Annotated in this window: 15 protein-coding genes; 3 read left to right on the top strand and 12 right to left on the bottom strand. The window is 63.2% G+C overall.

Annotation, left to right across the window (positions count from 1 at the left end; genetic code table 11):
* Positions 1–67: 67 nt before the first annotated feature.
* The 3 genes from N805_RS00780 to N805_RS00770 all read left to right on the top strand — a co-directional run bounded on the left by N805_RS00780 (position 68) and on the right by N805_RS00770 (position 8,502).
* On the top strand, positions 68–2,752 hold the full coding sequence (locus N805_RS00780) for a dermonecrotic toxin domain-containing protein (protein WP_019473468.1): 2,685 nt from the start codon (positions 68–70) through the stop codon (positions 2,750–2,752).
* 139 nt (positions 2,753–2,891) lie between these two features.
* Positions 2,892–5,630 carry a dermonecrotic toxin domain-containing protein gene (locus N805_RS00775; RefSeq protein WP_019473467.1) on the top strand — a complete coding sequence of 913 codons (2,739 nt, stop codon included), beginning with the start codon at positions 2,892–2,894 and terminating at the stop codon, positions 5,628–5,630.
* Positions 5,631–5,697: 67 nt separating this feature from the next.
* A complete protein-coding gene (locus N805_RS00770) occupies positions 5,698–8,502 on the top strand; it encodes a dermonecrotic toxin domain-containing protein (RefSeq protein WP_019473466.1) in 2,805 nt (934 codons plus the stop codon).
* Positions 8,503–8,515: 13 nt separating this feature from the next.
* On the opposite strand, the gene N805_RS00765 is transcribed toward N805_RS00770, so the two are convergent.
* From N805_RS00765 to fleN, 12 genes are all read right to left on the bottom strand, one after another.
* A complete protein-coding gene (locus tag N805_RS00765; RefSeq protein WP_019473465.1) occupies positions 8,516–8,911 on the bottom strand; it encodes a DUF2802 domain-containing protein in 396 nt (131 codons plus the stop codon).
* Position 8,912: 1 nt separating this feature from the next.
* On the bottom strand, positions 8,913–9,392 hold the full coding sequence (locus N805_RS00760; protein WP_003254393.1) for a chemotaxis protein CheW: 480 nt from the start codon (positions 9,390–9,392) through the stop codon (positions 8,913–8,915).
* 41 nt (positions 9,393–9,433) lie between these two features.
* Positions 9,434–10,327, bottom strand: a complete 894-nt coding sequence (locus tag N805_RS00755) for a CheW domain-containing protein (RefSeq protein WP_019473464.1) — start codon at positions 10,325–10,327, stop codon at positions 9,434–9,436.
* Positions 10,327–11,115, bottom strand: coding sequence for a ParA family protein (locus N805_RS00750; RefSeq protein WP_019473463.1), 789 nt, complete (start codon positions 11,113–11,115; stop codon positions 10,327–10,329). Before N805_RS00750 ends, N805_RS00755 begins: the two co-directional genes overlap by 1 nt.
* Positions 11,116–11,334: 219 nt before the next feature.
* Positions 11,335–12,192 (bottom strand): flagellar motor protein MotD, encoded by an 858-nt coding sequence (gene motD, locus N805_RS00745; protein ID WP_019473462.1) that lies wholly within the window; start codon positions 12,190–12,192, stop codon positions 11,335–11,337.
* A 3-nt stretch (positions 12,193–12,195) separates the two neighbouring features.
* Entirely contained in the window at positions 12,196–12,936 is a 741-nt protein-coding gene (locus tag N805_RS00740) for a flagellar motor protein (RefSeq protein WP_016488409.1), read from the bottom strand.
* Positions 12,936–14,057, bottom strand: coding sequence for a protein-glutamate methylesterase/protein-glutamine glutaminase (locus N805_RS00735; protein ID WP_028613391.1), 1,122 nt, complete (start codon positions 14,055–14,057; stop codon positions 12,936–12,938). Before N805_RS00735 ends, N805_RS00740 begins: the two co-directional genes overlap by 1 nt.
* A 46-nt stretch (positions 14,058–14,103) precedes the next feature.
* Positions 14,104–16,347 (bottom strand): chemotaxis protein CheA, encoded by a 2,244-nt coding sequence (locus N805_RS00730; protein WP_028613392.1) that lies wholly within the window; start codon positions 16,345–16,347, stop codon positions 14,104–14,106.
* 12 nt (positions 16,348–16,359) lie between these two features.
* A complete protein-coding gene (locus N805_RS00725; RefSeq protein WP_019472910.1) occupies positions 16,360–17,148 on the bottom strand; it encodes a protein phosphatase CheZ in 789 nt (262 codons plus the stop codon).
* A 20-nt stretch (positions 17,149–17,168) separates the two neighbouring features.
* Entirely contained in the window at positions 17,169–17,543 is a 375-nt protein-coding gene (locus tag N805_RS00720; protein WP_165931641.1) for a chemotaxis response regulator CheY, read from the bottom strand.
* Between the two features lie 120 nt (positions 17,544–17,663).
* Positions 17,664–18,404, bottom strand: coding sequence for an RNA polymerase sigma factor FliA (gene fliA / locus N805_RS00715; protein ID WP_019472908.1), 741 nt, complete (start codon positions 18,402–18,404; stop codon positions 17,664–17,666).
* On the bottom strand, positions 18,401–19,234 hold the full coding sequence (gene fleN / locus N805_RS00710; RefSeq protein WP_016488415.1) for a flagellar synthesis regulator FleN: 834 nt from the start codon (positions 19,232–19,234) through the stop codon (positions 18,401–18,403). The genes fliA and fleN overlap by 4 nt, the downstream gene beginning before the upstream one ends.
* Positions 19,235–19,302: the final 68 nt, after the last annotated feature.

Raw genomic sequence — 19,302 nt, 5'->3', positions numbered from 1 at the left:
ATCTACCACCGCAGCCGGCGTCAGCCGTTCAGCCTTGCCATTCCCGTCAATGAGCAAGGTGAATACCATGTCCACAAGCCGCATCAACACCGCCGGCGTGCAATACGTTCGCGACCACCTGCGCCATATACCCCGCCCTGACCGCGAAGCCAGCCGTGCGATGCACCAATGGCTGGTGCAGCAGGGCCATGACCTTGACCCCGACCAGACCGACGTAGTCACCCTGCACTACCGTGGCAATCAGGCCGTCATCGTCCAGCGCCTTTCACTTACCCAAGCGATGCTTGCGGACTGGCAGGGTGAAACAGCCAATAACCTGATCGGCCAGTTGCTCCCGGGCCACTGGGCAGGCACTTTGCCAGATGGCCCGTTGGCTATCGTCGAGCGCCTGCCCGAACCTGGGGTGTTTGACAACAGCGCCCGTTTTTCGGTGTTCAACGGCCTGTTCCGGCGCACTACCCCGGCCCGCTACGACCGCAGCACACACCTGCCGGTCAACGTCGAGGCCATGCAGCAGTTCATCTGGAATCTGGACTTTCACACCCGCTTCGTCGGCATGCTCGACGCCTACTGGCAACAGGCTGCACAAACACATCGGCAGTCACTGCAAATCAGCTTCCTGGCCGCCTGCAACAAGCAGGTCCAGGAAGGCTCATTGAGCAATGCAGGCCGCCTGATGGCCTGGCAAGTGGCGGGGCTGATGGCAAAAACCCCCGGCTTGCAGGCGAGGCCATTGAACGTTTACGGCTACGCTGCCACCGACCTGATCTGCATCACTGACCAGGCACAACAAGCCGTGTTGCTGTACCTGCCCGGCAACGCCTCCCCACTGCATGAGTTCGACGGCATGGCTGCCATGCAACACTGGTTCGCCGAACAGTGCCGCAACGACGAAAAACGCCTGCGCCTGCGCCAGTACTTCAAACTGGTCGACACCCCCGATGGCCTGGATTTCAGTGGGCTGGATACTGCGCTGGACGGCCTTGGCGCCTACCCGGGTATTCACCATCGGTCGCCCAACCGCGCAGGCTTCACCGTGGACGGCCCCTGGCACCCCAGCGAGTACATCAATTACAAGGCCGACCAGTACAGCCCGTTACTCGAAGGGGATCTGTTCGCAGCGCTCACCCAACGCCAGCGCGAGCGCAGCTATGCCGATGCCGACTTCATCATCACCAGCAATGCGCAGGTGACCAAGGCTCGCTGGCGCGGCTACCTGGTGGCGTCGATCAACCTGCTGGCACCGCTGGCGCTGGTGGTTCCCGAGCTGATCCCGCTGCTGGCAGCCGGCGGTGTCGCGCAGTTTGGCCTGGGGCTCGATCAGGCGATCAACGGCAAGACGCTTGAGGACAAAGCCGACGGTGTGAGCAACATCGCTTTCGGCCTGCTCAATGCCGCGCCTTTGGCCTCGCTGCCAGCAGGTCGCCCACGCATGCTCTTCCCTGGCAAAAGTGCGCGGTTCGTCATGCCCACGCAACTGAATGACCGGTGGGGCTACCCACTGAGCCCCAATAGCCCTCCCCGGCTTCCTGAAGAGATAGTGGCGGACTTTTTCGTGCCAGCCGAGCCACCTGTGGAATCCACGCGCATCGCCAGGGGCCCGTTGAATCGCGCAACGGGGACCAACCCGCTGCTGGCGCTCAACGACGGCAACGAAGTCGAAGTACTGTATGACACTGAAAACGATGCCTTCATCCTCAACGAGGATGCCAACGAAGTGCTGCCAAACTACTACCAGGTAACCGCAGGCACCCGCGACCTGTATGAGGTCAACCCGGCCGCGCGGGGAGCCAGCAACGCAATGCGCATGTACACGCTGCGCAAGCTGGACGTAGACCTGCAACTGCCGCTGAGTGTGCCTGTGGTCAACAGCTCGGAAGTAACGCCATTGCCGAAGAAACTCCTCAGCATCTGGGTCGGCAATAAAAGCATACCCGATGAGCTGGCGCAGAACATCGCGAGCAATGCCAAACGCCTTGAAGGTACGGGCTTTACTTATGACTTCTACCTGTCGAAGTCCAACCCTAAAGCGTTCATGAAGAACCGCGCACAGCTTACCGTTGCTTCGAACGTTCAGATCAAAACCCTGGAAGAACAGCCCTTCTACGCGGCCTTCGAGCAAACCGACGTCTACCATCAGTACCGCCAGGCACTGGACAGTAACGGGGCAAACTTCGCGTCCGCCTCCGACATCCTGCGCTACCCGTTACTCCATTCGGAGGGCGGCATCTACATGGACGTCGACGACACGCTGTGCAGCTTCGAAGACAACCCCGACAGCTTCACAATGATCAGCTCGGTAGCCTTGAAAACCACGCCTGATGGCCTGGTCCTCGGCAGCCCGGTGAACAACGAGCTGCTGGGCATGCATTGTGACTACAACAGCAACATGATCGGCAGCCATGCCAACAACCCGACCCTGCGCGCGATTTCTGCCGAAATGAACGCACGCTACCGCAGCAATCTGTCGTTCTACGACACCAGGCCGCTGGCCGGCACCCATGGTTACGAAGCCTACGCCAGGGAACTGAGCAGGATGACCGGGCCGGGCTTGCTCAACGATGTAATTGCTCGGCATCTACCCAGGCTGCAGTTCCTGAGGCAACTCAGCAAGCTGGAGTCAATCCCGCAGACCACTTATCGCTCCCTCACGGCAAACCTGGTCTTGCCCATTTCCCAGGCGCGCAACAGCGACCAGGCACTGAGTAGCGTGGTGAAAATCGGCAACTACCACTCCTGGGGTAAACCCTGAGGTTGCAGGCCTGCAACACGGCACCACGCCAGGCCATCGCCCTTGAGCCAGGACGGCCAATAGGCGGTAGCACTATCTAACACCCTTGGCAGGGACGTTACCGCAGCCTGTGGCCCTCCATCTTCACAAGGGTCACCCCATGCGCCACATCCCGCCAGATAACCTCGGCCTGGTTCGCCAGGCCTTGCAGGACTTCCCCCGCCCCGACCAGTTGGCCGAGCAGACGCTGCGCAAGTGGCTGGCGCCGCAAGGCATCGCGCTATCGCCACTGGAGATCGACGTACTCACCTTCCACTATCAGCTGGAACCGCTGGGCGAAGGCCGTACCCGGTTTCGGGAAAACGCGGTCATTTCACAGCAGATGAACCTGGTCGAGGCCTTGGTCGGCAACTGGCAGGGCGAAACTGCAGAGGGCTACGGCGGCTTCCACTACGGCGACTGGGCAGGCCCGCCACCGCGCGGGCCGTTGACCCTGGTCGAACGCCTGGAGCCACTGAGCGTTTTCAGCAATGCGTCGCCCTACCTCGTGTTCAACGGCTTGTATCGACGCGCGCAGCCCCCGCGCTATGCGCCCGACACGCGCCTGCCGGTACGTGCAGAGGACTTCCAGACTTACCTCTGGAGCCTGAACTTTCTGAACAGTTTCAAACAACGGCTCGACACCTACTGGGCCCAGCACCTGGCTGATTATCAGAAGGCGCTGCACATTGCCTTCATTGCCGCCTGCAACCAGCAGATGCTGGAGGGCAGCCTGAGCGAAACGCACCGCCAGCTGGCCTGGCGGGCTGCCGGCCTGTTGCCACTCGGCGACCTGCGGCTGTCGATGCTCAACGTCTACGGTTACAGCGCCACCGATATCCTGCAGATAAGGCCTGGGAGCGGGCCCGAGGTATTGCTTTACATGCCCGGCAATGCTGCACCCTTTCACGGTTTCGCAGACGAGTCGGCCATGCATCACTGGTTCGCGGCCCAGTGCCAGCAGGCGCATAAACGCGAGGCACTGCTGGCCCATTTCGCCCTTGCCGACTGGCCCGACGGCCTGGATTTCAGCGGCCTGCGCACCGCCTTGATCGGGCTGGGCCTGTACCCCAGGCCCCATCGTTTCAACGCGCGCCACCCCGGTTTTGCCACCAGCGGCTTCTGGCAACCGAAGCAGATCATCGACTACCGCCCCGACACCTACAGCCCGCCGATCACCACCGATCTGTTCGAGTATCTGGCCTTGCGCCGCCAGAGCCGCACCTACGCCGACGCCGACGCCCAGATCACCAGCAACCACGACATCAACAAGGGCCGCTGGAGCAGCTACCTGCAGCTGGCCACCGCGCTGCTGGCGCCGCTGGTCATCGTGCTGCCAGAACTGACGCCGCTGCTGATCGGCGAGGGCGTTGCCCAGTTCAGCCTGGGCCTGGACCAGGCCATCAATGGCAAGAGCCTCGGCAAAAAGGCCGACGGCGTAGCCAACCAGGCATTCGGCCTGTTCAATGCTGTGCCCACGTTGGCCAGCGCCATCGCCAGGCCCGAAGCGGTGTTTAGCTATACCCGACCGGGCTTTTACAGCCCCGCACCGCTGAGCGAATTGCTCGGCGCGCCGATCGGCGCCGCACCAGAGGCGCCGGCCCTGGATTCGGTGGAAATGGCCTTTCGCGAACAGGCCATCGTCTCGACCACCACGGCAGCGCTGGTGACGCGCGTCGACGATAGCCTCAGGCACCGCTTCATGGCCTGGTTGCAGACCCGCGATGGGCTGGTCAGCGAATGGGTCGAATATGAGTTCGCCAGTGACAGTTTCATCCGCTCGCGCGATGTACATTGGGTGTCGCCACCCCGCTGGCGGGTGGCCAGCGAAGGCGATACGGCATTGACATTGTCGACCCGACGGCGCGTAGCCTCCGACCAGCAGCGCATGGCCACCCTGCACGCGCTGGGTATCGACTTGGACCTGCCGGTCGATTACGCGCTGTACAGCCAGCAGCAGCCCGCCCCCCTTGCAAAGCTCATCAGCAGTGTGTGGCTGGGCGACCAACCGTTGCAGGGCCAGTTCCTTGAAACACTGGTGCATAACGCCCAGGTCGCACGCGCCAGCGGTTATCGCCTGCAGATCTTCCTGTCGCGCAAGGACCCCGCCAACTACCAGTTCAACCTTCAGACCCTGAGCGCGCAGGCACCGGGGGCACAGTTGCTGACGCTGGAGGACCAGGGCTTCTTCCGGGAATTCAGCCGCTCCGTTTACTACCCGCAGTACCTGGACGCCCTGCACGGCAAGGCTGGCCTGGGCCGCAACTTCGCTTCGGCCTGCGACATCCTGCGTTATCGCCTGCTCCGGTATTATGGCGGGCTGTATCTGGACGCGGATGACCGGCTGTTGTCTGCCAGTGCTGCCGAAGCGCGCCCGCCACTGGCCAGTTGCAAGCTCCAGGTTACCCCGGACGGCCTGCTGTTGGCGCCGCCCGTGTCGAACGACCAGTTGGGCATGTACATCAAATTCAACAGCAGCATGATCGCCAGCCACCCAGGCAACCCGACTCTTGACGCGGTATCCGACGAAATCCTGCGCCGCTACCGCCTGGCCCCGGACTTTTATCACAGCCGCCCGGACCCACTGCGGCAGCCGTTGCCGTTCCAGGCCTACGCTCGACGGCTGAACCTGATCACCGGCCCGGGCGTGCTCAATGACGTGATCGACCAGCGCCTACCCTTGCTTCGGCAACTGCGGGAAATCTGCCAACTGCTGGTATCGCCGATCTACGACCTGCACGCGACGTTGAACCTGCGCCAGTTCAACGAGGTGCTGCGCGAACAGGTCCCCCTGGACGGCATTGCCCACATGGGCCGGCAGCATAGCTGGGCGTTACCCGATCCGCAGCCCGATACATAGTTAGCCCCTGGCCCGGCTGCCCTGGGGTCACCGTTGTCGGCCTTCAATCGACAAAAGTGCAACCCGCATGACCACCCGTTATCTCAATGACAAAGGCGTGCAGTACGTGCGTGACAGCCTGGCGACGTTCCCCCGCCCTGACCAGGCCGCCGCCGCCGCTATCCGACACTGGGCCGGCACCCACGGCCTGACGCTCGACCCGGACACCACCGAGGCAGTCACCCTGCATTACCAGTTTGACCCGGCCCGCGGCTGGGTCGGCGTTATCACCGAAAAGATGACCCTGACCCAGGCCGTGCTGGCCAACTGGCAGGGCGAATCCAGTAGCAACCTGATCGGTGCAGCGCTCGGTAAGCCTTGGGGCGGCGCTCTTCCCGAGGGCCCGCTGACCATCGTCGATGCGCTGCGTGGCCAGGGCCTGATTCACTATGGCGCCGAGTACTCGGTGTACAACGGCCTGTTCCGCCAGACCGGCAACGCCGACTACAGTGCCCGCACCCACGTGCAACTGCCTGCCGAAGCGTTCCAGGCGTTCATCTGGCAGCTGGACTTCCATCACCACTACAAGGCGAACCTGGACCGCTACTGGGCCGAGGGCCTGGATACCTACCGCAAGGCAGCGAAAATCAGCTTCATCACCGCCTGCAACAAGCAGGTCAGCGAAGGCAGCCTCAGCGATGCCGGGCGCAGGTTGGCCTGGCAAGCTGCCGGGCTGGAACTGCCAGGCCCGGCGCTGCTTGCGAACGGCAAGCCCAGCCGCAAGCCGCGGATTCGCGCCAGCCTGCTCAATGTCTATGGTTACGTCAGCACCGACCTGCTGTGCCTGCAGGACACCGTCAGCGCGCTGACCCTGCTGTACGTCCCCGGTAACGCGTCGCCATTGCATGAGTTCAGCGACCAGGCGCAGATGCAGGACTGGCTCGCCGGGCAGTGCCAGGACCCGCGCAAGCGCGAAGCCGTGCAAGCGCACTTCGCCCTCGCTGACCGCGAGGACGGGTTGAGCTACAGCGGCCTGCACACGGCCCTGAGCGGCCTGGGCTGCTATCCGCAGCCCTACCATCTGGACAGCAACCGCGCCGGCTTCACCACTGAAGGCATCTGGTCGCCCCGCGATTACATCAACTACAAGCCCACCACCTACAGCCCGCCGCTCAGCGAAGACCTGTTCCTGGCCCTGGCCAGGCGCCACAAACAGCGCAGCTACCGCGATGCCGACTTCATCGTCACCAGCAACAGCGACGTGACCAAGGCGAAGTGGCGTGGCTACCTCGATGCCTCGATCAACCTGCTGGCCCCGCTGGCGCTGGTGGTGCCCGAGTTGGCGCCGTTGTTTGCCGCCGCTGGCGCCGCACAGTTCGGGCTGGGCCTGGATCAGGCCATCAACGCAAAGCATGCCCAGGCCAAGGCCGAGGGCGTCAGCAACGCGGTGTTCGGGCTGCTCAACGCCGTACCGCTGATTCACGCCGGGGTAACCCGGGCGCCCGCGCTGTTTGGCTTCAAGTACGACGGTTTCGTCGTGCCGAGCCGCATCAACGAGCAACTCGGTTACCCTTTGAGCCCACTGTACCCGCCAAAGCTGCCACTGGCAGCCGCCGCAGAGGTGGAGGATTATTTTCACCTGCCAGGAACTGTTGCACCCTTGCCCGGCGCCGATCCGCTGGTCGCCGGTGCGGTCCTCAGAACGCCCCGGTACAACGGCATGCCCGACACATTGAGCGCGTCGATCGACGACTATTTCGTGGATGTGGTGTACGACGTGGCAGCGGATGCGTTCATACTCGAAAGCGACCTCAATGAGGTCGACCCTACGTATTTCCAGGCGGCCCCCGGCTCGCGCGATCTGGTGCCGGTCACCGTGGGCCGTCGCACGGTCAGCAACGAGATGCGCGCGAACACCCTGCGGGCGCTGGGTATCGACCTGCAGTTGCCCGTGCAGTTGCCCTTGCCTGCGGCCGACACGTTGCGCCCCATCCCCAGGCAGATCCTCAACATCTGGGTTGGCAACCGGGTGATCGAAGATACCCTGCTGGCCAACCTCGCGCGCAACGCCGAACTCATCCGCGGCAGCGGCTACACGCTGCGCCTATACCTCTCCACCCGTACGCCAACCGCCTACCAGGAAAACCTGCGCCTGCTGGCCGACCGTGTCCCCGACGTCCGCGTGCTGCCGCTGGAGGACCAGCCGTTCTATGCCCGTTTCAGGGCCAGCGACAACTACCTGCAGTACGCAGCCGCGATCGATGGCAATGGCGGGGTGGCCAGCAACTACGCATCGGCGTCGGACATTTTGCGCTACGCGTTGCTGGAAGCCGAAGGTGGCCTGTACCTGGACGTCGACGATAGCCTGCTGGCCGCTGGCGAGCGCCCCGCCACTCCTGAAGGAACAGCGCAGGCCGAGCCCGGTGAGGCATTGGTCGACGTTGAGCTGAGCACCAGCCATGACGGCCTGCTGCTGTACCCACCCATGGCCAACGAAACCATGGGCATGCGCTGCCTGTACAACAACAGCATGATCGGCAGTCACCCAGGCAATCCCACCCTGCGCGCCATCCTTGAAGAAATGCACGCCCGCTACCTTGACGAACCCAGCTTCTATGACAGCAAGCCCTTGGCCGAAACCGATCGGGCAGGCTTCTACCGCTACGCCACCACGCTCAGCCGCCTCACCGGGCCGCAACTGCTCAGCGATGTAATCGATCAGCGTCTGCCCGTGCTAAGGGTCATGCGCCAGGTGACCAACCTGTATGCCATCCGGCGGATCAACGCCTATCCGGTCGTCGACCTGCCGGCGGTGCAGGCAGCGCAACGGCAATTACTGCCGTTGAACCGGGTTGCCCGCGTGGGCGCATACGGCTCGTGGGCCAGGCCCTGAGGCGGTAGCCAGATTACCCGCTGCGGTGCAGCTTGCTCATCAGCTCCGCCTCGGCCTGGGTCAGGCCACAGCTTTCGGTCAGCTCGGCCACGCTGGCGCCCATGCCGACCAGCTTGGCCGCCTGTGAAAAGGTGACGTTGTTGGGGTCGCGCTGCTCCAGCTGCTGGATCTTGTCAGGCAACGGGGCAACCACCAGGCTCAGCTCGTGCAGCGCCTCACCCATGTGCACGGTACCGTTCTGGTAGTCGTCCAGGCGCTTGGCCAGGTCCTTGATGCGCTGGTCACGCAGCGCATCGCCCTCGGCCTGCTGCGCAGCCAGCTCGCGCTGGCGCTTGCTGTAGTTGAGGAAAAACCACAGGCTCAGCGCCCAGACCAGCGCCAGGAAGATGACAGCAACCTGTAGGATCAACTCAGATATTCTCCAGCTCGGACCACTCTTCCTCGGTCATCATCTTGTCCAGCTCGACCAGGATCAGCAGTTCGCCATTCTTGTTGCACACGCCCTGGATGAACTTGGCCGACTCTTCGTTACCCACGTTCGGCGCGGTTTCGATTTCGGACTGACGCAGGTACACCACCTCGGCCACGCTATCGACCAGGATGCCGACCACTTGCTTGTCGGCTTCGATGATGACGATACGGGTGTTGTCGGTGACTTCGGTCGGCATCAGGCCAAAACGCTGACGGGTGTCGATCACCGTCACTACGTTGCCGCGCAGGTTGATAATGCCCAGCACGTAGCTTGGCGCACCCGGCACCGGGGCGATCTCGGTGTAGCGCAGCACTTCTTGTACCTGCATCACGTTGATGCCGTAGGACTCGTTGTCCAGACGGAAGGTAACCCACTGCAGGATCGGATCTTCGGAACCTTGTGCAGACGACTTTTTCATTCCCCTACCCTCAAAATCCGCCATTGGCGGTGTATTCGGTGTCATTTCTGTTTGGCGTGCATCTGCTTGACCGCGCCGCTGGCGATCAGCTCGGCCAGTGCCGCGACGTCGAGCAGTGCACACATATGTTCAATCACCGTGCCGGCCAGCCAAGGCCGCTGGCCACGCTGGCTACGCCACTTGATCTCGGACGGGTCCAGGCGCAGCGAGCGGCTGACCTGGTGCACGGCCAACCCCCATTCGTAGCCCTGCACGGAAATCACGTAATTCAGGCCTTGACGAAAGTCGTCGCGGTAACGGTCGGGCATTACCCAACGGGCGGTGTCCAGCACCTTCAGGTTGCCGGCCTGGCAGGTCAGGATGCCGAGGAACCAGTCAGGCTGGCCGAACAGCGGCGTCAGCTCCTGACCGGCCAGGTTGTAGATCGACCCCAGGCACACCAACGGCACCGCCAGGGTGAGGCCGGCGACGTCGAACAACAGGCATTCGAACGGCTCGGCCGCCCACACCGGGCGGCCGTCGACGGTGGCCGGCGGCACCGGCAGGTTGGGCGCCGGCAGGTGCACATCGACCAGCGGCATTGCCGGTTCCACGGTTTGTTCTTCGACCAGCACCGGGATGGCGGCCTCGGCGATCACCTCCTGCTCGACCACCGTCACCACCGGCGCTTCTACCGGCATCACGCTGGGCAACACCGCCAGCCTAGGTTCGGCGAACGGCCGTGGGGCAAGGCTGGCAGGGGCTTCGGCGGGCACCGGTCGGGCCGGCTGACGGGCATCGCGTGCCTGTTCCTCGCGCACCGCCTCGGCGAACTCGTCCGGCGCGGCTGGCGGTTCCAACAGGTCTTCGGCTTCGGTGGCCTCCTGCAGCAGGCCGTCGAGGTACGACTGCAGGGCCATCTGTGGCCGGGTGCTGGTGTGTCGGGTCTGGGTCATCAGGCCACCTGCCCTGCAGTCTTGTAGGTCAGCAGGTGCTTGAGCAGCGCCCGGTAAGCAATCAACCCGCGGCTCTTGCTGTCGAACTGCGAAGGCGTGACGCCCTTGCGGCTGGCATCGCGCAGGCGCGTATCCACCGGAATATAGCCCTGCCACACCTGTTGGCCGTAGGTATCACGCAGCAGCTTGAGTGTGCCCAGGGAGGCCTGGGTACGGCGGTCGAACAGCGTTGGCACGATCTGGTACGGCAGCGCCTGCTTGCGCGAGCGGTTGATCATGGCAAGGGTGCCCACCATGCGTTCCAGGCCCTTTACCGCCAAAAACTCGGTCTGCACCGGGATCACCAGCTGCTGGCTGGCGGCCAGGGCATTGACCATCAACACGCCCAGCAAGGGTGGGCTGTCGATCACGGCATAGTCGAAATCCTGCCACAGCTGCGCCAGACTCTTGGCGATCACCAGGCCCAGGCCATTCTGCCCCGGCGACTGGCGCTCCAGCACGGCCAGTGCGGTGCTCGACGGCAACAGCGAAATGCGTTCGTCGCTGGTCGGTAGCAGCAACTGCCCGGGCAGGCCGTCGGGCACTACGCCCTTGTGCAGGAACAGGTCGTAGCAGCTGTGCTCCAGGGCATCGGGGTTGTGCCCGAAATAGCTGGTCATCGAACCGTGCGGATCGAGGTCGACGACGACCACGCGCTTGCCTGCCTCAGCCAGCAGGCCCGCCAGGGCGATGGTTGTGGTGGTCTTGCCGACGCCACCTTTTTGATTGGCTACTGCCCAGACTCTCATCAAGCAAACTCTATCTATTGATTTGGCAGGGACACTGTAGAAACTACTATCCAAGAGCCGGCACGATCCCTGTGGGAGCGGGCTCATCGAAGCGTCGAACCGCCGCGAACACCGGCGCAGCCGGTGCCATCCACCGCGTCGCCTACTTCGCGGGCATGCCCGCTCCCACAGGGGACGGAGCCACTTTTCAATACAATGCAGCGACGGGGAATTGACGGATCACTGCCCCGCCACCGTTGCTGGCGTTGGCGGTGCACTTTGTGTGCCAGCCCGGCGCAATGCGGCATCGGGCGTGGCATGGGCACTGCCCGAGCCGGTCAGGCTGCGGCGCACTTCCAGGTTACGGGAAATGACCAGCACCACCCGGCGATTACGCGCGCGACCGTCGGCGGTGTCATTGCCGGCCACCGGCTGGTACTCGCCATAACCCACCGAGGCCATGCGCGCCGGGTTGACCCCTTCCATGGCCAGCAGGCGTACGATGCTCGCCGCCCGCGCCGACGACAGCTCCCAGTTGGTCGGGTACTGCGCTGTGCGGATTGGCAGGTTGTCGGTGAAGCCTTCGACATGCACCGGGTTGGCGAACGGCTTGATGATATTGGCCACCTTCTCGATGATGGCAAACGCCTTGTCGCTGGGCATGGCATCGCCACTGCCGAACAGCAGCGATGAATTCAGCTCGATCTCGATCCACAACTCGTTGCCGCGCACGGTCATCTGGTTGCTGTTGATCAGGTCGCCAAAGGCATCGCGCACGTCATCGCTGATGGTTTTCAACGGGTCCACATTGGTCGCCGCCAGGCCCGCCTCGGTCTGCTCGCTGTCTTTGACCAGCGGCTCTGCCGGGCGCACGCTCAACGGCTGCTCATCGCCGATGGGGATCGGTTTCATGCTGCGCTCAGGGTCGTTGAACACCCCCAGCAAGGCCTGGGAAATGACCTTGTACTTGCCCTCGTTGATCGAGGAAATCGAGTACATCACCACAAAAAAGGCGAACAGCAAGGTGATGAAGTCGGCGTACGACACCAGCCAGCGTTCGTGGTTTTCGTGTTCCTCGGTGTGACGACGGCGACGCATGGGTTACTCCATGAAGCCTTGCAGCTTCAACTCGATCGAGCGCGGGTTTTCACCCTCGGCAATCGACAACAAGCCTTCGAGCAGCATCTCGCGGTAGCGCGACTGGCGCATGACGTTGGCCTTGAGCTTGTTGGCGATCGGCAGCAGGATCAGGTTGGCGCTGGCCACGCCGTAAATGGTGGCGACAAAGGCCACAGCAATGCCATTGCCCAACTGCGACGGGTCGGCCAGGTTGCCCATCACGTGGATCAGGCCCATCACCGCACCGATGATGCCGATGGTCGGCGCGTAGCCGCCCATGCTCTCGAACACCTTGGCAGCCTGGATGTCACGGCTTTCCTGGGTCAGAAAATCGACTTCAAGGATACTGCGGATGGCTTCTGGCTCGGCGCCGTCCACCAGCAGCTGCAGGCCCTTGCGCGCATACGGGTCGGGCTCGGCATCGGCCACGCCTTCCAGGCCCAGCAGGCCTTCCTTGCGTGCGGTCAGGCTCCAGTTCACCACGCGGTCTATGCCACCCGCCAGGTCGACCCGCGGCGGAAACAGGATCCAGCGCAAAATCTGCAAGGCGCGCTTGAAGGAGGACAGCGGCGACTGCAACAAGGCTGCCGCCAGGGTGCCACCCAACACGATCAGCGCTGCCGGGCCGTTGACCAGGGCACCGGCATGCCCCCCCTCCAGGAAGTTGCCACCGACGATGGCGACAAAGGCGAGAATCAGGCCGATCAGGCTGAGCACGTCCATCAGACGCAGGCCTCCACCAGGTGCTTGCCGATTTCGTCCAGGCTGTATACCGCATCGGCCAGGTTGGCTTTGACGATGGCCATGGGCATGCCATAGATCACGCAGCTGGCTTCATCCTGCGCCCACACGGTACTGCCGCCCTGCTTGAGCAGGCGCGCGCCTTCGCGGCCATCGGCGCCCATGCCGGTGAGCACCACCGACAGCACCTTGTCGCCGTACGACTTCGCGGCCGAACCGAAGGTGATGTCCACGCAAGGCTTGTAGTTCAGGCGCTCGTCACCGGGCAGGATCTTCACCGTGCCACGGCCGTCGATCATCATCTGTTTGCCGCCGGGGGCCAGCAGGGCCAGCCCTGGGCGCAGCACGTCGCCGTCCTCGGCCTCCTTCACGCTGATGCGGCACAGCTTGTCCAGGCGTTCGGCAAAGGCCTTGGTAAACGCCGCCGGCATGTGCTGGATCAACACGATCGGCGCCGGGAAGTTGGCCGGCAGCTGGGTCAATACCCGCTGCAGGGCCACCGGGCCGCCCGTCGAGGTGCCGATGGCCACCAGCTTGTAGGGTTTGCGCTTGGGGGCTGGCGCGTGCGCCGCCGGGGCCGCTGCACGGGCAGGCGCCGCAGGGCGGGCCGGCGCCGGGTTGGCGAAACTGCTGGCGGGCGCAGGGCTGCTGGCCGGCGCAGGCGCGGCGACCGGTGCCGGCCTGGCATAGCTGCCAAGGCGACGGTTGCTGCGCGAAATGGTATGCACCTTCTCGCACAGCATCTGCTTGACCTTCTCGGGGTTGCGCGAAATGTCCTCGAAGTTTTTCGGCAGGTAATCCACCGCGCCAGCATCCAGCGCGTCGAGGGTGACGCGCGCCCCTTCGTGGGTCAGCGAGGAGAACATCAACACCGGCGTCGGGCAGCGCTGCATGATGTGCCGCACTGCGGTGATGCCGTCCATCATGGGCATTTCGTAGTCCATGGTGATGACATCAGGCTTGAGCGCCAGCGCCTGGTCGATTGCTTCCTTGCCATTGGTCGCGGTACCCACTACCTGGATCGTCGGATCCGCCGAGAGGATTTCCGAGACGCGGCGGCGGAAGAAACCGGAATCATCCACCACCAGGACCTTGACTGCCATAAACACTCCATTAGGCGGCGCCACCCGCCAGGGTGCGCCACCGAAATCAAATACGCCGCGCGGCGTAACGCTTGAGCATGCTCGGGACGTCGAGAATCAACGCGATGCGACCGTCACCGGTGATGGTGGCCCCGGACATGCCCGGGGTGCCCTGCAACATCTTGCCCAGCGGCTTGATTACCACTTCTTCCTGGCCAACCAGTTGATCGACGACAAAGCCGATGCGCTGCGTGCCGACCGACAGGATCACCACGTGGCCCTCGTGCTGCTCTTCGTGCACCTGGCCCTGTACCAGCCAGCGCTTGAGGTAGAACAGCGGCAGCGCCTTGTCGCGCACGATCACCACTTCCTGGCCGTCGACCACGTTGGTGCGCGACAGGTCGAGGTGGAAGATCTCGTTGACGTTGACCAGCGGGAAGGCAAACGCCTGGTTGCCCAGCATCACCATCAGGGTGGGCATGATCGCCAAGGTCAGCGGTACCTTGATGACGATCTTCGAGCCCTGGCCCTTGGCCGAGTAGATGTTGATCGAACCGTTGAGCTGGGAAATCTTGGTTTTCACCACGTCCATGCCCACGCCACGGCCAGACACATCGGAAATCTCGGTCTTGGTCGAAAAGCCAGGGGCGAAGATCAGGTTGTAGCAGTCCGACTCGCTCAGGCGCTCAGCGGCATCTTTGTCCATCAGGCCTTTTTCCACGGCCTTGGCGCGCAGGATGTTCGGGTCCATGCCCTTGCCGTCGTCAGAGATCGACAGCAGGATGTGGTCACCTTCCTGTTCGGCCGACAGCACCACACGGCCGGTGCGGGCCTTGCCAGAGGCTTCACGCTCATCGGGCATCTCGACACCATGGTCGACGGCGTTGCGCACCAGGTGCACCAACGGGTCGGCCAGGGCCTCGACCAGGTTCTTGTCCAGGTCAGTCTCTTCGCCGACCAGCTCCAGGTTGATCTCTTTCTTCAGCTGGCGGGCAAGGTCGCGCACCAGGCGCGGGAAGCGGCCGAACACTTTCTTGATCGGCTGCATGCGGGTTTTCATCACCGCCGTCTGCAAGTCGGCCGTGACCACGTCGAGGTTGGACACAGCCTTGGACATGGCCTCGTCGCCGCTGTTCAGGCCCAGACGCACCAGGCGGTTACGCACCAGCACCAGTTCGCCGACCATATTCATGATTTCGTCCAGGCGCGCGGTGTCGACGCGAACGGTGGTTTCCGCTTCGCTGACAGCATGCTTCTCTACAGCCGGCGCCGGCGCACGGGGGGCCGGCGCAGGCTTGCTGGCGGCCGCAGGCGCCGGGGCAGCAGCGGCTGGTTTGGCCACTGGCAGGCTGTCGGTTTGGGCCTGGGCAGGCGCTTGCGCCTTGGCGACAGCCGGGGCCTCGGCCGCAGCAACGTCACCACCAAACTTGCCTTTGCCGTGCAACTGGTCCAGCAGGGCCTCGAACTCGTGCTCGCTGATTTCGTCGCTGGCAGCGCTGTGGTCAACCGCGACCGGCGCCGGCGCTTTGGCAGCAGGCAAGACGTCGGCCTGGAAAGTGTCCTTGCCATGCAACTGGTCGAGCAACGATTCGAATTCTTCGTCGGTAATTTCGTCGCTTGCCGCGTCTGCAGGCAAGGCGACCGGTTGCACCACGACGTCGACACTGAACTGGCCTTTGCCGTGCAACTGGTCGAGCAGCGACTCGAATTCGGCATCAGTGATTTCGTCACCTTCGCCACTGACAGCCTCGCCCTGCATCTGCTCGTCGACCGCCGCTTGCGCCTTGACCGCATCGAGCGAATCGAGCAGCTGTTCAAACTCGCTGTCGGTAATGTCCTGGTCATCGGCAGGGGCCGTGGCCGCAACAGGCGCCTCGGCTGACGGTGCCGGGGCCGCAGCCGCTTGCGCAACCTCGGCGCCACCGGGTTCGGCCAGGCGCGACAGGGCCGCCAGCAGCTCGGGGGTGGCCGGTGTCACCTCTGCGCGCTCGCGTACCTGGCCAAACATACTGTTGACCGTATCCAGTGCTTCAAGCACCACGTCCATCAGTTCCGCATCGACCCGGCGCTCACCTTTGCGCAGGATGTCGAACACGTTCTCGGCAATATGGCAGCACTCCACCAGCTCGTTCAGCTGAAGGAAGCCGGCGCCCCCTTTTACAGTGTGGAAACCGCGAAAGATCGCATTGAGCAGGTCGGCATCGTCAGGTCGGCTTTCCAGCTCGACCAGTTGCTCGGACAGTTGCTCAAGAATTTCGCCGGCTTCTACCAGGAAATCCTGGAGGATTTCTTCATCGGCGCCGAAGCTCATCAAACGTGCTCCTTAAAAACCCAGGCTGGACAGCAAATCATCGACATCGTCCTGACCGGACACAACGTCTTCACGCTTATCGGCATGAATCTGCGGACCTTCACCCCGAGTCGGATGTTTTTCTAGATCTTTTTCTGCGCGCAGTTGATCGTGGTCATGCTGGATACCAGCAAAACGGTCGACCTGGCTGGCCATCAGCACCAGTTTGAGCAGGTTGCTTTCCACCTCGGTCACCAGGCTGGTGACGCGCTTGATCACCTGGCCGGTCAGGTCCTGATAGTCCTGAGCCAGCAGAATATCGTTGAGATGGCCGGCAACCTTGCGGTTACCTTCAGCGCTGTGCGTCAGGAAACTGTCGACGCGTTTGACCAGCTCGCGGAACTCTGGCGCAGCCACCTCGCGGCGCATGAAGCGCTGCCAGTCGGTACTCAGGGCCTTGGCTTCGCTGGACAGGTCGTTGAGCACCGGGGTGCTTTCTTCGACCAGGTCCATGGTGCGGTTGGCCGCCCCTTCGGTCAGCTTGACCACGTAAGACAGGCGCTCGGTAGCGTCGGTAATCTGCGACACCTCCTCAGCCTGTGGCATGGTCGGGTCGATCTGGAAACTGACGATAGCGCTGTGCAACTCGCGGGTGAGCTTGCCGACTTCCTGATACAGGCCACGGTCGCGGGTCTGGTTCAGCTCGTGAATCAGCTGTACCGCCTCGCCGAAACGACCCCGCTCCAGGCTTTCGACCAACTCCTGGGCATGTTTCTTCAGGGTCGATTCGAACTCGCCCAATGACGTTTGTGATGAATCCATGGCGCGCCCCCTGACGTGACTCAGCCGTTGACGCGTTCGAAGATCTTCTCGATCTTTTCTTTGAGCACCTGGGCGGTGAACGGCTTGACGACATAGCCATTGACGCCGGCCTGGGCCGCTTCGATGATCTGGTCGCGCTTGGCCTCAGCGGTCACCATAAGCACAGGCAAGTGCTTCAGTTGCTCGTCGGCACGCACTTTGCGCAGCAAGTCGATGCCGGACATGCCGGGCATGTTCCAGTCGGTTACCAGGAAGTCGTAGGCGCCCCTTTGCAGCATCGGCAGCGCCGTGGTGCCATCGTCGGCTTCTTCGGTGTTGGTGAAGCCCAGGTCACGCAACAGGTTCTTGATGATCCGCCGCATCGTCGAAAAGTCGTCAACGATGAGGATTTTCATGTTCTTGTCCAATTAGACCTCCAAGCAGTCTCAAACGCGCCCGGCCGACCGGGCACGCACTCATTCAATTCGGTACAACGTGGAAAAAGCACGTGGAAAACGACTGCAACGACACCGGGCTCAACGTGCCCGCCATTCCCCCAGGCGGCTGCGCAACCGAGCGGCACACTGGCTGTGCAGCTGGCTGACCCGCGACTCGCTGACCCCAAGCACCTCGCCGATTTCCTTGAGGTTCAGCTCTTCGTCGTAGTACAGCGCCAGCACCAGGCGCTCACGCTCCGGCAGGTTGGCAATGGCCTCGGTCAGGGCAGCCTGGAAGCGCTCGTCCTCCAGGCCACGCGCAGGTTCGACATGGCCACTGGCGCCGTCCTCGTGCAGCCCTTCGTGCTCGCCGTCCTGCAACAGGTCGTCAAAGCTGAACAGGCGGCTGCCCAGGGTATCGTTCAAGATCCCGTAGTAATCATCGAGACTCAATTGGAGTTCGGCAGCAACTTCATGATCTTTAGCGTCTCGGCCGGTTCTGGCTTCAACGGCACGCATCGCGTCACTGACCATGCGGGTGTTGCGGTGCACCGAACGCGGTGCCCAGTCGCCCTTGCGCACCTCGTCCAGCATGGCCCCGCGGATGCGGATGCCGGCATAGGTTTCAAAGCTGGCGCCTTTGCTGGCGTCATACTTGTTGGCCACTTCAAGCAGGCCGATCATGCCGGCCTGGATCAGGTCCTCGACCTGCACGTTGGCCGGCAACCGCGCCAACAGGTGGTAGGCAATGCGCTTGACCAGCGGGGCGTAGCGTTCGATCAGCTCGTACTGGGCGTCTTTCGCTGCCCGGCTGTACATCTTGAAGCCGCTGGCATTCATAGCACGGGTCCCGCGCTGGTGGGTTGCACCAGGCGCTCGACAAAGAATTCCAGGTGGCCGCGCGGATTGGCTGGCAGCGGCCAGCTGTCAACCTTCTGGGCAATCGCCTTGAAGGCCAGCGCGCACTTGGAACGCGGGAAGGCTTCGTAGACGGCGCGCTGCTTCTGCACCGCCTTGCGCACACACTCGTCGTACGGCACCGCGCCCACGTACTGCAGGGCCACGTCGAGGAAGCGGTCGGTGACCTTGGTCAGCTTGGCGAACAGGTTGCGCCCTTCCTGCGGGCTTTGCGCCATGTTGGCCAGCACGCGGAAACGATTCATCCCGTAGTCGCGGTTGAGCAGTTTGATCAGGGCGTAGGCATCGGTGATCGAGGTGGGCTCGTCGCAGACCACCAGCAGGACTTCCTGGGCGGCGCGAACGAAGCTGACCACCGACTCACCAATCCCCGCCGCAGTGTCGATCACCAGTACGTCGAGGTTGTCACCCACTTCACTGAACGCCTGGATCAGCCCGGCATGCTGGGCCGGGGCCAGGTGCACCATGCTCTGGGTGCCCGAGGCCGCGGGGACGATGCGCACGCCGCCAGGGCCTTGCAACATCACGTCACGCAGCTCGCAGCGCCCTTCGATGACATCAGCCAGGGTACGTTTGGGGGTAAGGCCCAGCAAAACGTCGACGTTGGCCAGGCCCAGGTCCGCGTCAAGCAGCATGACCCTGCGGCCGAGTTCGGCCAGCGCCAGGGACAAGTTCACTGAAACGTTAGTCTTGCCGACGCCACCTTTGCCACCGGTCACGGCGATCACCTGTACGGGATGCATGCTACCCATGTCTGTTCTTTACCTTGTCTCGCTGGGACTCAGGCCACACGTGGGGCAATTCTGCGTACCCCTTGGCA

Origin of the sequence: Pseudomonas putida S13.1.2 (assembly GCF_000498395.2) — a bacterium.
Classification (GTDB): domain Bacteria; phylum Pseudomonadota; class Gammaproteobacteria; order Pseudomonadales; family Pseudomonadaceae; genus Aquipseudomonas; species Aquipseudomonas putida_Q.
This window is presented reverse-complemented; position numbering and strand designations above follow the sequence as displayed.

What these genes read in the sequence shown, in the direction of transcription:
- fliA (WP_019472908.1), bottom strand. Translation starts at nt 18,404, where the DNA reads ATGAATGCCAGCGGCTTCAAGATGTACAGCCGGGCAGCGAAAGACGCC.
- N805_RS00750 (WP_019473463.1), bottom strand. Translation starts at nt 11,115, where the DNA reads ATGAGAGTCTGGGCAGTAGCCAATCAAAAAGGTGGCGTCGGCAAGACC.
- fleN (WP_016488415.1), bottom strand. Translation starts at nt 19,234, where the DNA reads ATGGGTAGCATGCATCCCGTACAGGTGATCGCCGTGACCGGTGGCAAA.
- N805_RS00755 (WP_019473464.1), bottom strand. Translation starts at nt 10,327, where the DNA reads ATGACCCAGACCCGACACACCAGCACCCGGCCACAGATGGCCCTGCAG.
- N805_RS00775 (WP_019473467.1), top strand. Translation starts at nt 2,892, where the DNA reads ATGCGCCACATCCCGCCAGATAACCTCGGCCTGGTTCGCCAGGCCTTG.
- N805_RS00730 (WP_028613392.1), bottom strand. Translation starts at nt 16,347, where the DNA reads ATGAGCTTCGGCGCCGATGAAGAAATCCTCCAGGATTTCCTGGTAGAA.
- N805_RS00720 (WP_165931641.1), bottom strand. Translation starts at nt 17,543, where the DNA reads ATGAAAATCCTCATCGTTGACGACTTTTCGACGATGCGGCGGATCATC.
- N805_RS00770 (WP_019473466.1), top strand. Translation starts at nt 5,698, where the DNA reads ATGACCACCCGTTATCTCAATGACAAAGGCGTGCAGTACGTGCGTGAC.
- N805_RS00780 (WP_019473468.1), top strand. Translation starts at nt 68, where the DNA reads ATGTCCACAAGCCGCATCAACACCGCCGGCGTGCAATACGTTCGCGAC.
- N805_RS00740 (WP_016488409.1), bottom strand. Translation starts at nt 12,936, where the DNA reads ATGGACGTGCTCAGCCTGATCGGCCTGATTCTCGCCTTTGTCGCCATC.
- N805_RS00725 (WP_019472910.1), bottom strand. Translation starts at nt 17,148, where the DNA reads ATGGATTCATCACAAACGTCATTGGGCGAGTTCGAATCGACCCTGAAG.
- N805_RS00735 (WP_028613391.1), bottom strand. Translation starts at nt 14,057, where the DNA reads ATGGCAGTCAAGGTCCTGGTGGTGGATGATTCCGGTTTCTTCCGCCGC.
- N805_RS00760 (WP_003254393.1), bottom strand. Translation starts at nt 9,392, where the DNA reads ATGAAAAAGTCGTCTGCACAAGGTTCCGAAGATCCGATCCTGCAGTGG.
- motD (WP_019473462.1), bottom strand. Translation starts at nt 12,192, where the DNA reads ATGCGTCGCCGTCGTCACACCGAGGAACACGAAAACCACGAACGCTGG.